The sequence below is a fragment of the Synergistaceae bacterium genome, from assembly GCA_012728235.1.
Classification (GTDB): domain Bacteria; phylum Synergistota; class Synergistia; order Synergistales; family Synergistaceae; genus JAAYFL01.
In genome coordinates this window covers 1-14,566 of record JAAYFL010000140.1, presented here as the reverse complement: position 1 = coordinate 14,566, position 14,566 = coordinate 1, and the positions used below count along the sequence as shown (strand labels likewise).

16 protein-coding genes and 1 other annotated feature are annotated in these 14,566 nt (G+C 39.7%); of the genes, 1 reads left to right on the top strand and 15 read right to left on the bottom strand.

Annotated features, from left to right (window positions below):
- The 12 genes from GXZ13_07530 to GXZ13_07475 all read right to left on the bottom strand — a co-directional run.
- Nucleotides 1-504 (bottom strand): transposase (locus tag GXZ13_07530; GenBank protein NLX75653.1); only part of this gene is annotated, 504 nt, incomplete at its 3' end.
- A 166-nt stretch (nucleotides 505-670) separates the two neighbouring features.
- Nucleotides 671-1,621: a hypothetical protein gene (locus tag GXZ13_07525; GenBank protein NLX75652.1), complete on the bottom strand. Its 951-nt coding sequence runs from the start codon at nucleotides 1,619-1,621 to the stop codon at nucleotides 671-673.
- A 276-nt stretch (nucleotides 1,622-1,897) separates the two neighbouring features.
- Nucleotides 1,898-3,574 (bottom strand): zinc carboxypeptidase, encoded by a 1,677-nt coding sequence (locus GXZ13_07520; GenBank protein ID NLX75651.1) that lies wholly within the window; start codon nucleotides 3,572-3,574, stop codon nucleotides 1,898-1,900.
- A 9-nt stretch (nucleotides 3,575-3,583) separates the two neighbouring features.
- A complete protein-coding gene (locus tag GXZ13_07515; GenBank protein ID NLX75650.1) occupies nucleotides 3,584-4,306 on the bottom strand; it encodes an amino acid ABC transporter ATP-binding protein in 723 nt (240 codons plus the stop codon).
- Nucleotide 4,307: 1 nt separating this feature from the next.
- A complete protein-coding gene (locus GXZ13_07510) occupies nucleotides 4,308-4,976 on the bottom strand; it encodes an amino acid ABC transporter permease (GenBank protein ID NLX75649.1) in 669 nt (222 codons plus the stop codon).
- A 3-nt stretch (nucleotides 4,977-4,979) separates the two neighbouring features.
- Nucleotides 4,980-5,828 carry a transporter substrate-binding domain-containing protein gene (locus GXZ13_07505; GenBank protein NLX75648.1) on the bottom strand — a complete coding sequence of 283 codons (849 nt, stop codon included), beginning with the start codon at nucleotides 5,826-5,828 and terminating at the stop codon, nucleotides 4,980-4,982.
- A 68-nt stretch (nucleotides 5,829-5,896) separates the two neighbouring features.
- Nucleotides 5,897-6,142: a binding site (T-box leader), on the bottom strand.
- Between the two features lie 152 nt (nucleotides 6,143-6,294).
- A complete protein-coding gene (locus GXZ13_07500; protein NLX75647.1) occupies nucleotides 6,295-7,125 on the bottom strand; it encodes a hypothetical protein in 831 nt (276 codons plus the stop codon).
- A gap of 115 nt (nucleotides 7,126-7,240) precedes the next feature.
- A complete protein-coding gene (locus GXZ13_07495; protein NLX75646.1) occupies nucleotides 7,241-7,816 on the bottom strand; it encodes a hypothetical protein in 576 nt (191 codons plus the stop codon).
- Nucleotides 7,817-7,982: 166 nt separating this feature from the next.
- A complete protein-coding gene (locus GXZ13_07490) occupies nucleotides 7,983-8,945 on the bottom strand; it encodes an ADP-ribosylglycohydrolase (GenBank protein NLX75645.1) in 963 nt (320 codons plus the stop codon).
- Between the two features lie 109 nt (nucleotides 8,946-9,054).
- Complete coding sequence (locus GXZ13_07485) at nucleotides 9,055-9,600, bottom strand: hypothetical protein (GenBank protein ID NLX75644.1); 546 nt, start codon at nucleotides 9,598-9,600, stop codon at nucleotides 9,055-9,057.
- Between the two features lie 146 nt (nucleotides 9,601-9,746).
- Entirely contained in the window at nucleotides 9,747-10,283 is a 537-nt protein-coding gene (locus GXZ13_07480) for a hypothetical protein (GenBank protein ID NLX75643.1), read from the bottom strand.
- A gap of 261 nt (nucleotides 10,284-10,544) precedes the next feature.
- Entirely contained in the window at nucleotides 10,545-11,123 is a 579-nt protein-coding gene (locus GXZ13_07475) for a hypothetical protein (protein ID NLX75642.1), read from the bottom strand.
- 292 nt (nucleotides 11,124-11,415) lie between these two features.
- Here GXZ13_07475 and GXZ13_07470 point away from each other — a divergent pair, with 292 nt between their 5' ends.
- Nucleotides 11,416-12,333 (top strand): hypothetical protein, encoded by a 918-nt coding sequence (locus GXZ13_07470; protein ID NLX75641.1) that lies wholly within the window; start codon nucleotides 11,416-11,418, stop codon nucleotides 12,331-12,333.
- Nucleotides 12,334-12,540: 207 nt separating this feature from the next.
- On the opposite strand, the gene GXZ13_07465 is transcribed toward GXZ13_07470, so the two are convergent.
- From GXZ13_07465 to GXZ13_07455, 3 genes are read right to left on the bottom strand one after another with little or no spacing between them, the layout of a single operon-like run.
- Nucleotides 12,541-13,425 (bottom strand): hypothetical protein, encoded by an 885-nt coding sequence (locus tag GXZ13_07465; GenBank protein NLX75640.1) that lies wholly within the window; start codon nucleotides 13,423-13,425, stop codon nucleotides 12,541-12,543.
- 14 nt (nucleotides 13,426-13,439) lie between these two features.
- Complete coding sequence (locus tag GXZ13_07460; GenBank protein NLX75639.1) at nucleotides 13,440-14,351, bottom strand: ATP-binding cassette domain-containing protein; 912 nt, start codon at nucleotides 14,349-14,351, stop codon at nucleotides 13,440-13,442.
- Between the two features lie 43 nt (nucleotides 14,352-14,394).
- Nucleotides 14,395-14,547: a transposase gene (locus GXZ13_07455; GenBank protein NLX75638.1), complete on the bottom strand. Its 153-nt coding sequence runs from the start codon at nucleotides 14,545-14,547 to the stop codon at nucleotides 14,395-14,397.
- Nucleotides 14,548-14,566 lie beyond the last annotated feature (19 nt).

Here is a 14,566-nt window from a genome sequence, read left to right as displayed (position 1 = left end):
GTGATAGTTAACTGAACCCCGCCACACAAAGGTGTAGCGACCGGCACTAGCTTCAAACTTTGTACCATCAACAAAAAGAGCCTCTAGACCTATAAGCCCCTCCTTTGAGAGTCTTCTGATAAACTGATAGTGGAGGTCTTCAAGGACTTCCTCAGTAAGTTTATTATTTATGAAGTCATAGAAGGCGTCTCTTCTGGGTTTTAGCCCCTTAGTAAGCCAGATAAAGGCTAGGTCTCTCTCGCAGAGCTCTACAATTCGGTCTACAGCCCTTACCCCACGCATGTTGGCGTAGAGAATAACTGAGAACATCATGATAGGATTATAGCCTTTTCTTCCCTTTTGTGAGTAGCGAGCCAGTAGACTCGAATAATCAAGCTCCTCCAATACTTTTATTAGGGTATAGACAGGATCGTCAGCTTTAAGGCCTATCTGATATAGGTCAAAGTGGAATTTTAGTTGCCCTATTTCGAAAAACTCGTTATAATAATAATGGTTGTTTTGCATAGTTACATTATACAATGTAGCGGGAAGAGACGGTGAGAAATCGCTGTCTTTTTTTATACTTTTAGACAAAAAAAGCACTCCTCAAACACTAGGTTTTCGGAGTGCTATTTGATTCAAAGGGCTATCTATTTCCCGACAGCCCCCTACATATTAGCAAGGAGAGTTTCTAGAACTCCAGCTTAACTTCTTCTGTCTCTAAGAGAATATCATAGGTACCCATCTTATAGACCGAGAAGCTTATTTCAACTTCTTCGATTTGTTCAATTTCATTTTCTTCTAGCTCTTCCTCATCAAAGACAATTACGCTAAAATACTTTTTACCAGCTACTACATCAGCTGTTATATATGCATAGACCCTAGTGCCATTTACATAGGAGCTATCAACTTGAACGGTGATATTTTCATTAGACATGTTCTCAATAAGTACTTCTAGATTAGGCTCTCCAAAGTCATCTTCTCCAAGTTCTCCAATAGTGATTATGTAGTCACCATCATTAACTACTTGGCCTGAGAAACTGTAGGTTTGGACATAATCACCTGTGTTTAGAACCTCTATCTCAATTACATCACTTTCTAAGATAACATCGAGGCTGCCTTCTTCTCTAACAATAAACCTAAACTCTACATCAGTAAGAAGTAGGATCCCCACCTCTTCTAGCTCACTTACATTGAACTCTATTTTACCTTCTTTCTTTCCCCCAGCTTCTACCTTTTCAGATAGGAAAGGAGGAATCATTATTCCATTAACCGACATCTCATCGATATTAATACGTATATCTTTTTCAGAGTTATTTTCTGTTTCCAAGGCAAAATATGGGCCAGTAAATTCATCCCCGTAAAGTCCAGTTAGTTTTATTAGTATGTCATCTTCATCCAGAAGAACCTTCTTTTTTACATAGACAGTATCCGGTGTCTCCTCTTCTTCCTCTTCCTCTTCTTCCTCTTCTTCCACCACTGGCTCCTCTACAACAGGATCTTCCACAACAGGATCTTCTTTCTCCTCAACCTCATTAGGCTTAGGAGTTTCCACAGGCTCATCCTTTGAACCGCAGGAGCCCAGTACCAGTAGGGATATTAAAAGAACAACCAACCAAATGAGTATCTTTCTTTTTTTCATTTCAGCCTCTTTTCTTCTTAGTTGCTTGTTTTTCAAAGCACTTGGTTATAGTTAATACTTAAATTATTTCTTTAATTATACATCATTGTCCATGAAAAAACATCATCTAAATGCTTATTGCATGATTAGATATTTAAAGGCCCTAGTTTAGCGATGAATAAGCCTTACATTTATATATTTTTTATCAGTTGAAAAAACTAATCCGCTAACTTTAAGAATGATAAAGCTAAACCATGGTTCCTTTATAATACTAGGTAACCATGGTTTATAAGGGTTTTATAAAACAAGACTAACTGATTCCTTACCAGCCTTTTCCTGTACAATTTCTATTTGAACTTTATCACCGGCTTTAGCCTTTACATACCAGTCAAAGACCTGGACTGGGCTAAGAGTTCCACCACTACTTATGCCATCATAGCCATAACCAGTAGTAATGCCCCCAAAGCCAGCTAGAAAGTCAGCTTCAAGCTCCTTTTCACCTATACACTCTACTTCTCCTAAAATACTGGCTTTTATGGGCTGGGCCTTACCACTTTCCCTGGCCTTTTCTGTAAGGTAGGTTGGTAGATAGCCTGAGTTAGAAACAGTGACACTAATCTTGTAAAGACCCTGACCCATCTCCACTGCTTTTGTATCCTCTACTACAAGTTTAGGTAGGCAGGCTGCACTATCTACCAGGTATTTACCCACCTTCTCCACCTCTTGAAGAAGAAGGGACTCGGGGGGATTTTGGAGGGTGAACTTAAAGTCAAAGCCACCTATTTCAACCTCCCCAAGCTGGGGATGATTAAAGACTTCCCAGTCTTTAAAGCTTTCTGGTCCACAGTTTTCTTCAACCCACTTAAGCTGCTTTTCGTAGATTTTGATGTTCTCAAAAGAGGGCTTCATTGACTTTCTATAGTCATCATAGCTGACCCCACTTCTTATCACAGCGTCCCATAGCTCTATTGTAAAGGCTGGAATTCCCTGGGACTCATAGCACCAATCATCAAAGGCCCCAGAAGAGTAGTTCTTAGTATCTGCTAGGAAAGCGTCGAAGATGTTTTCTGTATTATAGCCTGTGCACTCCTTGGCATAGGCCCCCATCCTTTTAAAGATCTCCATGTCCTTCTGGTGGGCATCACTTGCTGAGTAGGTTCCAGGAGGATAGATAAAAACCCCTCCTGAAGTATGCAGGGCATTGACAAAGCCTATATTTGGATGACTTAGGATAAAGTTAGCCATAAGTTTAGTTTCTTCATGGACTAGAGGGTACTCTCCTGAACCTGGCTGGCGTTTTTCATCGTACCAGCCAAATGGAAAGTTCCTATTAAAGTCATAGCCCCAGGGACTCTTGTTTGTTATAAGGCCCAGGCTAAAGTCCCCCTTAACCTCTCCTTCTGTAACTACATGGTAGAAGGGTCCCTTTGTATCCTGGGGCAGCCTACCCTCCATGAGTCTGGGATTTTCCTTAGAAATTTTCCAGGCCCCCTGTCCACTCTTAAACCTCATAAGGCGGATTACTCCATCGCCATCCATGTCCTTAGCCACTAGGCCCTTCTTAGCTTCCTCAGGATAGACCTTGTTAACTGAGCGCAGCTTGTTGGCTGTATGCAGGTAATAATCACTGCCATCGGGAGTAAGTTTTGGTAGGATGTAGTAGGTATAGTTATTAAGAAGATAATCTATATCTTCCTCCTCATTACCAGTACATAAAGCATCTATCACATACATGGCACACATGGAGCCTGTGACCTCCCCTGCGTGAATGTTGCCATCTATGTAAAAGGCAGGCTTATCCTTAGGATCCTTATCTCCCTTGGAAAGGGTAACTGCCCAGACCGACTTATCTTCCTTGGTTTTTCCCAGGCTTTCTATGGAAATCACTTCTGGGTAGAGGGCTTTTAGCTCTTTAAGCTTACCTGTCATGGTCTCATAGTCCCAGTAGCTATTATATTTAAAGGTAGTAATCATTTTTTTCTCCTATAAAACTTTTTCTAAAAATTCCTTGGTCCTTGAACTCTTAGGATTATCAAAGATATCCTGTGGGCTTCCCCGCTCTACAATGAGCCCATCATCCATAAATAAAACCCTGTTACTAATTTCTTTAGCAAAGCCCATCTCATGGGTCACTATGACTATGGTCATGCCCTTTTTAGCCAGACCCACAATAACCTCCAGGACCTCCTTGACCATCTCTGGGTCCAGGGCGCTGGTTGGTTCATCAAAGAGCATGACCATGGGATCCATGGCCAGGGCTCTGACTATGGCAAGACGCTGTTTTTGTCCTCCAGAGAGTTTTCTTGGAAAGACGTCTATCTTATCAAGAAGGCCTACCTGCTCTAAGAGTTCCCTAGCCTGCTCTATAGCCTCTTCTTTAGAAAGGTTTTTCTCCAAAATAGGGCTCAAAATAATGTTATCAAGCACACTAAGGTGGGGGAAGACATTAAAGTGCTGGAAAACCATGCCAATCTTCTGGCGGTGTAGAGCCAGGTTTACCTTGTCCTCTATAAGGGAATTACCATCAAATACAATATCTCCTGAGTCGGGCTTTTCAAGAAGGTTAAGGCAGCGCAGAAAGGTGGACTTACCTGAACCTGAGGGGCCTATAATTGAGACTACCTCCCCTTCTTTAATTGTTTCAGAAACTCCCTTAAGAACCTCAAGCTCCCCAAAGGATTTTTTTAGGTTTTTAATCTCTATGATGTTAGACACTGGCCATCAGTTTCCTTTCTAAGACTCCCACAAGTCGGGAAGATGTATAGGTTAGGGCAAAATATACAAGGGCTAGGATTAGAAGAGACTCCACTGCCTTATAAGAGGCATTCATTACAACCCTGTAGCTGGTCATAAGGTCTGCTACATAAAAAGTAGAAGCTAGGGAAGTCTCCTTTATCATAGTTACAAATTCATTGCCCAGGGCAGGCAGGATGTTCTTAATGGCCTGGGGGATAATAATCCTAAGCATTATGTGCTTCTCCCTCATACCTAGACTCTCTGCAGCCTCTCTTTGACCAGGGTCAACTGCCTGGATTCCTGCCCTGAAAATCTCACAGACATAGGCGCTGGAGTTTAGGATTAGGGCCATAATAATACTGACTTCTTTAGGGATATCCATCCCCAAAATCTGAGGCAGAGCAAAATAAAAAAAGTATAATTGCAAAAGTAGTGGGGTTCCCCTTAAAAAGGAGACCATGGTCTCTACAAGGCCTGATAGGGCTCTGTACTTTGAGAGCCTGATGGTTGAAAGTAGGATCCCTAGTAGGGTCCCAAAGAGGACCACTACAAAGGATGTTAAAAGGGTGGCCAGCAGTCCCTGAAGGAAAACTGGCCAGTACTGGGTGAACACTCCCAGTGTACTTATTAGTATACTCATCTCCTATGCTCCAATCTGCTGGGCGTACTCCGTAAAGTCGCTTTCCCACTTCTCATAGGTTCCATCCTCAAGAAGCTGGTCAATTATTTCGTTTAAAACCTCGAGGAGTTCCAGCTCTCCTTTTTGAACACCAATTAGAGTTCCATCATATTCTTCAAGCCTGGAGTCTTCAAAGCGAATCTCTGACATCACTAGTCCTGGATTGGCACTTATATACTGCTCTCCTGTAGTACTAGGCATTGCCAGGGCATCGATCTTACCTGTCTTAAGCATTAGGACTCCAGTAGGTAGGTCAGCAATAACTTCTAGATTTGCCCCAGGCATGTTGCTTTTCACATAACCTTCTTGTAAAGAACCCGACTGGGCACCAACCTTTAAGCCATCAAAATCCTCATAAACCTTGAGCTCCCCAAGCTTTTCTTCAGGTATCATAATTCCTTGAAAACTATCAGCGCTCTTCTCAGAAGGATTATAGGTCTTGGTAAACTCCATGGATTCAAGCCTGCTTTCTTTATAGCCAAGGCCCGATACAATGATATCTGCCTTTTTAGTTGTAAGGGCTGCTATGGCTGTTGGGAAGTCAGATATCTCTAGTTTTAGCTCCACTCCCAGCTCCTCAGCTATGTGCTTGGCCAGCTCAATATCCGCTCCCACTACCTGCTCATCTGCAGGCTTGCTTGAGTCTATGAACTCATAGGGTGGAAAGTCTGGGCTAGTGGCCACTATAAGGACCTTTCTTTCTTTAATAGTCTCCAGTAAGCTCTTGTTCTCAGCAGCACTGGCATTTGAGCAGCCTGCTAGAAGGACACTAAGTATTAATACAACTACCATCATCTTCATTTGTTTTTTCATCTTTCCTTTTTCCTTTCTTTTTATTTGAGCTTACCAGGGTAAATAAAAAACTCCCCTTCCTAGTTAAACCTAGGAACGAGAGTGTCGCGTTGCCATCCTAATTTATCCCTACCTCACAGTAGAGACCTTACCAGGTACTCCTCTAAAAAGATTTATACCCTGTCACTATAACGGGTGAAACCGTTGCAGCCTTGACTCTCATCTCGGTGCACAACTCAGAGGCCCTTTTCACTCTAATTACCTTTATCCCCTTTCACCTATCGGGACTCGCTGTCAAAGTATCTTAAAGCTACTCTCCTCGTCGAAGTCTTTAAGCTCGATTAATATAAAACAGATTGTACAACAGCTCAGAAAAAAAGTAAAGCCTTTTTAATAAATAGTTTTTAATAGCTTTTTAATAAATAGTTTTTAATATTTATTGGTGTCAGGTATGTTACTTGCTCTAATAACATCATTTGACTATCGTTTAATCTTCCTTCCATGCACTTTCTCCTCTAGGCACAATACTAATTTCTCCTGATTCTTTTATATAACACCTAAGACCACGTATTATTATTGATTCTGATATCTCAAAGAAATTAAACTGGTTTATCCATTTAAGCTCTTCTTTCTCAACTAGATAAAAAGTAGTTAGGGAAGACTGACCCTTACTTGCAGGGACCCTCCACTCAGCATATCTTTGAACAATTTCTTCCAGCTCACCCTCCTCAAAAGGATCATCTACGAATACTGACGTCGTACCGGAGAAAACCTCCAAAATCCTTCCTTCATCCATAGCCACAATCATTTCTTCCATGTCATCGGATATGAAGTAACCGGAACCTGAAAATATCTTAAATTCTCTATTGCCAATTTCACCTTCTATAAACTCACCTAATGCCTGGCTATAGGGAATATGGGCAAATATCCTTACATAATTATCATCATAAACATACTCCCCATCTATAAGCTCTCTCCAAGCACGAAAAACACCAAAGGGGGTATTTAGAGTTATATGCTCTTTTTCCAGTCCACCTGGAACATAACCCTTAAACTTAAACTTTTCACCATACTTATCCTCAACGTAAGATAAGAGCTCACCTATTGCTACAATATTGCTCCGCTGCTGCTTGTTTAACTCTGAATACTTACTTGGAAGCCCAACTTCCTCTAAGATGTCCTTTTGCCTGCGGCTTAATACTACAGACTCCTCCTCTAGATTGTTCTCATCAAGTGAAGAATTTTTCTGACAAGAAACCATTAAAAACACTATTAAAATTATTACTACTACTCTTTGTACATTTTGGCCTCGCACCATCCTATAACCTCCTTGTTACTGAAAATCTTATTTCCATCCAAGTTTTTTTGGAAGGTTCTATATATATGTTATAAGACTTCAGCTGTTTTTCTGCGAATATAAAAACCCCTTAATTTTATATGTCTTCCTTATTTAAATACAATATTGTTTTTATCAGTTTGACAGGGGAAAGAACCTTAATCCATATTATTGTGCTAAAAGCTGCTAAATAAAGTATTATAATTCCAAAAAAAGTTTTTTCAACTCTATTTATATATATTCCAAGTATCATAAAAACGAAGCTAAAAGCAATGAAGAACATAATCCCCAATCTTTGTTTTTTACCAGCATTGTAAAAAGCAAGAATATCTTTTTTCGTCTTTTCTTCCCCTATTGAGTTTTTTATAATAAAAGCTTTTTGTTTTTTCTGACTTCTATCATAGAAGATGGATACAGAGACAGCTAAAAACAAAAGCGATATAACCATTAAAATAATTTGTACTTTATCAAATACAAGGTTTTTGTTCCTAAACAAAACACTCATAATTGCTACTACTGGCCCAACGACCAAGGCTGCAGTCGTAGGGGTAAATTCCAGCTGGGTTTTATTATATTTGTCAAGATTTGCTCGGTATACCTTATAATCAGATAAATCTAAAAAGTAGTGGAATACACTTACATCGATTTCCCCCAGCCAGCATAGTTTCATCATATTTTTCTACCTCCCATCTTTCTATTCAAAAAAGATACCCAAACTATAAAGGATATTGGCTATGTGAACCTCACCTTGCTAGTTAACAGAGCTGTCTGATTGGTAAAGTTCTAAGGCCATCCTAAGCACCCTTTACTATATAATATAAAGGTATCTTTGCTTTTTTTCATTTTCTATTTTCCTTTATTAAGAAGAGCTCATTACATAGTCCTTCTACATAGTCCCTTCTAGCTATGGCACCCAGCCAATCGCTGGGAATAGCCCCATAACCATAGTAGAGACCTGCCAGGCCCCCTACCACTGCTCCTGTGGTATCGGTATCCTTTCCAAGATTCACTGCCCTAAGGACACATTCTCCATAGGACTTGGTATTAACTATACACCAAATAGAGGCTTCCAAAGTATCAACGACATAGCCAGAACTTCTTATCTCATCTTCACTAAGACCCCCAAAATCCTTATCTTCTAATCTAGAAAAATAAGCAAGCTCCCCTACATAGTCAGACCTTTTTCTGTAGTAAGAAAGAGCTAAATATAAACCCCTTTCAACAGCCTTACTTATGCTATCTGAAGTAGAAAGCTCGTTGGCAATAGCAAGGTAGATCCCACAGGCAATCAAACTTCTTTTGTGCCTATGGGTCAAGGAGGATACCCTATGAATTATCTCAAAGGCCCCATCCAAACTCGTAAAATCCCTCCCATAATTTTCTTGCAAATAGTAGAGCAGGGGAAGAATCCTCATAAGAGAACCGTTGCCGTTATCCCTCTCTCCACTTCCTCCAGCTTCTAAGGGGCTGGCCCCCGCCCTGTATCTACCTAGGGCCTGGGAAGTAGCTATTCCAATATCAAAGGCAAGCCCATAGGGAGTATATTCACCAGACTCAAACCAGAGGAGGAATTTATCCATAATGTCTTCATAATCAAGGCCACCCTTTAGGCTATCAAGGAGGGCCAAGGTCATAGAAGAATCATCAGACCAGGTCCCTGCTGGTTGGTTATAAGTGCCATAGGCCCTCATTCCCTTAACAGGATTTCTCCTAAGGCTTTCCCTAGTCTGAAACTCCACTGGAACACCCAGGGCATCCCCCACAACCAGGCCCATTATCCCATCTAAAATTTTGTTTGCCATGATATCACCACCTAATGAATTACATCAATACTATGTAAAATATTCTATCGCTTTCTAGCAATTGTCAGCTGAATACAGCTCTCTTCCAAGCTGGTTATACTCCTTGACCTTACCTAGGGTCTATTCTCCAATTACCATATTCTAATAGTCTTTCCATATCCTTGAAAGCAATTGGTACACGCATCTCTCCAACAATTTCAGCAGGTTCCTCGTTGCCCTTGTATATTACTGTCTTTTCGAATTCCGCTACTAAATCATAAAATCTTTTCCCTACATTTATCTGATTAATTCTTTTAGCTACATAGTTATGATAAATCGTTACATAGCCTGCTAAAGTCCAATTTCTCTTAACAAGGACATCATATTTTAGGGTTCCATCATCAATTCTTAGAATGCTTTCTTCACAGAAAACCCTATATCCCATTCTTATTAATAAGGCTGAAGGATAGCCAATAAATGAAGCAGCAGTATAGATTGCTATAAGTTCTGAAACTGGCATATTACTAAGATCTAGATTTACACTTGGAAAGGCTGTTTGTGTAAGTAAAATCAGGAAAGCAAGTATAAAACCTGGCATAAATACAAAAACTGCCCTATTAAAAGCCTTCCCATATCCTTTAGAATAAACTTCTTTATCATATTTAAATTTAATCACTAAATGCCCCCCAATCTAACCAAAGTAGTCACCAAAAAACCTTAACTTTATCTCATGAACTTAGAGCAAAAGCTCTTAATTTTTACTCAAGCTTTCTAGAAGGCTAAGCCATCTCCTACTACATAGGTAACTAAAAACATCTATTCCTATCCATCTAACCCTCCCTCATAAAAAATAATTAACTCCCTTGGAAAGGTCAGATTGCCTATAGGTTTGTCTAAGTGTTTTTTATTCATGGGAAAGAGTTCTTGACCATCATCAGCAGGTCCAGAAAACTTTAACTTCCCCGCCTCTGCAGAAATTGTATCTAAGTAAACACTCCCTTCAAAAATATCATTTACTTTATAAAACATCTCTAGAGAGTTCATAGGGCTAATCTCATAGCCAATAAACTCTATCTTTTCTACTTCTTGCATCATCTCAAGTTTTGCCATCTCATCAAGAAATTCTTCATTAGTCATATCACCTTGACCATCATTGTATTCTTGCTCTAACTTTTCCAGCTCCAGCTCATCATAGCTTCCAAACTCATAATTATTATAAAGAAAGTCTGCAAAGTCTGCTTGAATCTCTAATAACTCTTCTAGATCTTTTTTGTTCAGTTTTTTTCCTCCGATACATCCAACCAAAATCACTAAACCTAATAATAATAGTCCAATAAATAAAAAATTTCTCCTATTCAAAGAAAACCCCACTTTCTTTTCTCTACTCAGGGATGAATACATCCTATCAACCTATTCTATTTAAAAAATTTTCAGCCCTCTTATAAAGCTATGCGGAACCCCTTTATAGTATCTGCAAAGTTCTTGGTTCTGAAAGTAGAACCCCCATCTTCTTTATATAATCCTTCTTTAAGTAGAGCCTCCTAAAATTTAATTCCTCCAGCTCCTAAAATACATCTTCTTCCACTATAAAAACCAACTTGTTGAAGCAATCTATTCCTGCTATCCCTTACTTACCAGTACTCGAACTCTTGTGTATTTTTCAAAGCTTTCAATAATCTCCAGTCCCTCTAAAAATCTCAAATCAAAATCCAGTTTAACCTCTCTAGGCCCCCCTTCTACTTCTGAATTTTCATCAAGCTGACCCTCTTTATTAAAAGAATAGTGCTTGCTTTTTGCCTGTCCTCTAATTGAAAGCACCTTACTATCCATCTTGTAGACGGCATAGTCAATCTCAGAATTTTTAAAGATAAACTCTTCTTTTCTAGTGTCCTTTTTGCTGTAATACTTTCTTGGATAATCTACAACCAGATACCTGCCATAAAAGCGAAATTCCACAGGAGAAGGCACTTCCTTTGTTTTAAGCATAAGTGGAATTGCATAGATATTTAGCAGTATATAGAGTGTTTTTACAAGAAGGCTGGACTGGGAAAATAAATTGATTTTAAATACCACAATAGCCACTAGCAATATAAGAAAAATCAGCTTGGCTGCCAATACAGAAATTCTTTCAACCAGGCCAAGGTTTGCTGGTTTTTTTACTGCTTCATCAAAGTTTATAATCTGCCTTGCTTCTCCCACATAATCCTCCAAATTCTAAATGTATCAGCCTATAACTGGATTTTAAAAGTCTCAGGTCTCCTAAGTCCTTTATCCTCTTCTCCTAGCTTTACTAACTAGAGCCCCTTGTAGATGTTTTTACCTTAGTCTACCATAGTCAAGTAATCCTTGGCTGAAGTTTATAGCTTCTTATCTCATTAAGCTAAGTCAAAAGGAGCCTAAAAAAGATGTCTAGGGGTATATTAACAATCTGCTTGGAGTAAAGTATAATACAATTAAATTAAGTTCATCTAGAAACTGGAGGGAGGGCGCCATGAAAAAAATAATTCTACTTCTTATTCTTCTTGTCCTTCTACAAGCCATAGGATGCACAAAAACAGTGGAACCAGATATAAGTGAAGAGCCGGATCTAAACCAGGAAGAAGCCCCTGAAATGAGGGAAGAGAATGAAGAAGAAGCTCTTAAAGATGAGGAAGAAATTGAGATTGAAGCTGCCGATGAAGAAGAGGAAGAAGAGGAAGTCGATGCACTTACTGCCAGCCAGGTTATGATCTTCCAGGGCTTTCCCATGGAGCGCATAAGCCTGATAGAACCTGAAATAGTACATACTGTGGAAATCTATATGAATAAATTAGAGCCCCAAGATATTAACTTAAATCACTACCGGCTCATCTACCTCACCCAGGCTGAAGAGGATGAAGTCTATAAGTTTTTTGAAGAATTAATTGATATAGATGAAACAAATTATTCGAACTTCACTGGTACCATTGATGGCCTTTATGCTTCCGGCAGCTATGTGGATTTCTATGATGACTTTGCTGAAAGAGAGTTTAGATACGTTGATCTGAAGCTGGGGCTAGAGCCAGAAGAAATGGGTATAGACAATCCCTACTTTGAATTTGCCATCAGGAATCTTATTGACCTACCTGATGATACTATAAGCACTGACCAAATCTATCAGAATTCCATCAATATTTATGAAGACAATAGCTATTCAACACAGCATATTGAAGGGTTTAACTCAAGCCTTTCTGCCGAAGAAATCTTTAAGTTCTACCAGGACTTTACCTCAGGCAAGGACAATCTTGACTACTATGAAGACGAATCAAGCCATGTCTTGCGCTGGTCTCAGGGTAAGCATAGCTGTGACCTGAGAATAAGAAAAGAAAAAATGGCCCTAGCTTCAGACTTTTATATTACCATCCAGGAAAAAAAGAATTTTAATGACTAGTATCAAAACAAGGCTCATAGGTTAATAACCAAGGAGCCTTGTTTTAATATTCTATCTTTTTTTCCTGCTAGTTGATGATGGCCTCTGGGCACACTAGATTAGTATCAATTTTTCGCTAAATATAATACTATTTTTACTGAGCCATTTTAATTATCAGGAAGGTTTTAGCCAGTATCTATTCGGCTAAGTGTTTTAGCACTTAATACCCTATACTTCACCAGGCTCGACTGATCTTGTTGGTGCCAGAGAAACCAACCTATCACCCTCAAATACATACCTACTAATGGGGGCTGAGGTTACTAGAGCATCAAAGGGTGCAGTGTAGTCCTCCTCATCTACCCTTGCAATGCTTTCTCCTTTTTTGATGTAATCACCTGGCTTTACCATGGGATAATAAACACCATCCTCTTTAGCAAGGGCAGCATCCGGATCTATAAATCCGCAATAGTTTGGCTCTTCAGGTAGAACTCCCCGGCCTTCTATAACACCAATAAGCTTTAAATAATTAAGAAGCTTTTCACAACTTGAAACAGCTGACTCCTGATTAATTACTCCCCTTGGCTGGCCACCAGGAAGCTCTATTAGCAGCCCCTTTTGTCCTCTCTTCTCACAAGACTCAAGGTAGAACTGCCCACCTGTTCCAGCCGTATGTACAACGGATTTATAACCCAACCACCTTGCCAATTTAGGATGAAAATCATACTTACTGTACCAGCACATAGTATACTCGCTACCATAAATACCGCAGCAGTGCAGGTCTACTATATATTCATAATCTTCAGTTAGCTCCCAAATCCTATGAGCCAGCTGCTGGCTATATGTTCCATCCTTCTTACCAGGAAAGATCCTATTTAGATCCTCATCATCCTCTACAGCAGGCCTTCTACGGGCTTTAAATGCGCTGGGGTTGCATATAGGCATAATCCTGATATTACCTAATATTTTTTCTTTTTTAAGGGCCTGAATTAGTAAATGTGCTGTATGAGTTCCTGTTTGCTCATCTCCGTGGATTGCTCCTGTGAAAACAATAGATGGGCCACTTGCCTCACCTGTAAAGTCCACACAATCAATGTCCAAGTTAAATTCCTCCACTAACTTCCCCCCCTTTATTTTTTCCACTCTCTTCTATACTCCTCAAACTCACTATCTGAGCAGTAAATTAAATGTCCTTCTGAAATTTCATGATATCTCGGATTATTACCCTCCGTGTACTTATGTAGTTGCGGATCATAGTGTATCCGCTTTCGACGACGCTCTGAGCGTGGATCAGGCTGTGGAATAGCTGATAAAAGAGCTTTAGTATAGGGATGCATAGGGTTTTTAAATAGCTCCTCAGAATCCGCAAGCTCTACAAGTTTACCAAAATACATTACACCAATGCGATCAGAAAAATATTTTACGACAGAAAGATTATGGGCAATAAATAGGATAGTTAGTCCCATTTCCTTTTTAAGCATATTCAGCAAATTAATGACCTGGGCCTGGACGGAAACGTCTAGTGCAGAAACTGGTTCATCTGCAATAACAAGTTGAGGGTTAATAATAAGGGCCCTGGCAATACCAATTCGCTGTCTTTGGCCACCTGAGAATTCGTGGGGATAACGGGCTGCATGTTCCGCCTGAAGCCCAACATGTTCTAACATATCTACGACCAGCTCATTTCTTCTAGTTTCGTCTGTAATCCCTCTAATTTTAAGCCCTTCTCCTACTATCTCCATAACTGTCATCCTGGGATTTAAAGATGCAATCGGGTCTTGAAAGATCATTGCAATGTTATCTGTAATGAATTCCCTCATCTTTTTATTCATAGGTCCAGAAATATCCTGGCCTTTATAAATGACTTGGCCACCAGTAGGGTTGTATAGCCTGATAATTGTCCTACCCGTTGTAGTCTTTCCACATCCAGACTCGCCAACTAATCCGAAGGTCTCTCCGGGATATATATCAAATGAAACATCATCAACTGCATGAACTGTTTTCTTAACACCCCTATCCTTGATAATGTATACGGGTGTCAAGACACTTTTATTTAATTCTTAGTTATGAACCCCTTTCTTTAAATTAAGCTGCTTTTTCTAAGTTCTCACACGGCGATGAAAAGTATATCTCAGCAGGTGTCTTGTAATCATAGGACTGGTGAGCTCTGGAATAATTATAGTGCTCCATGTACTCCTTTGTAATCTGCTTTACCTCTCTAACTGTTTCAGGATACATTAAATATAGCCTCTCCCAT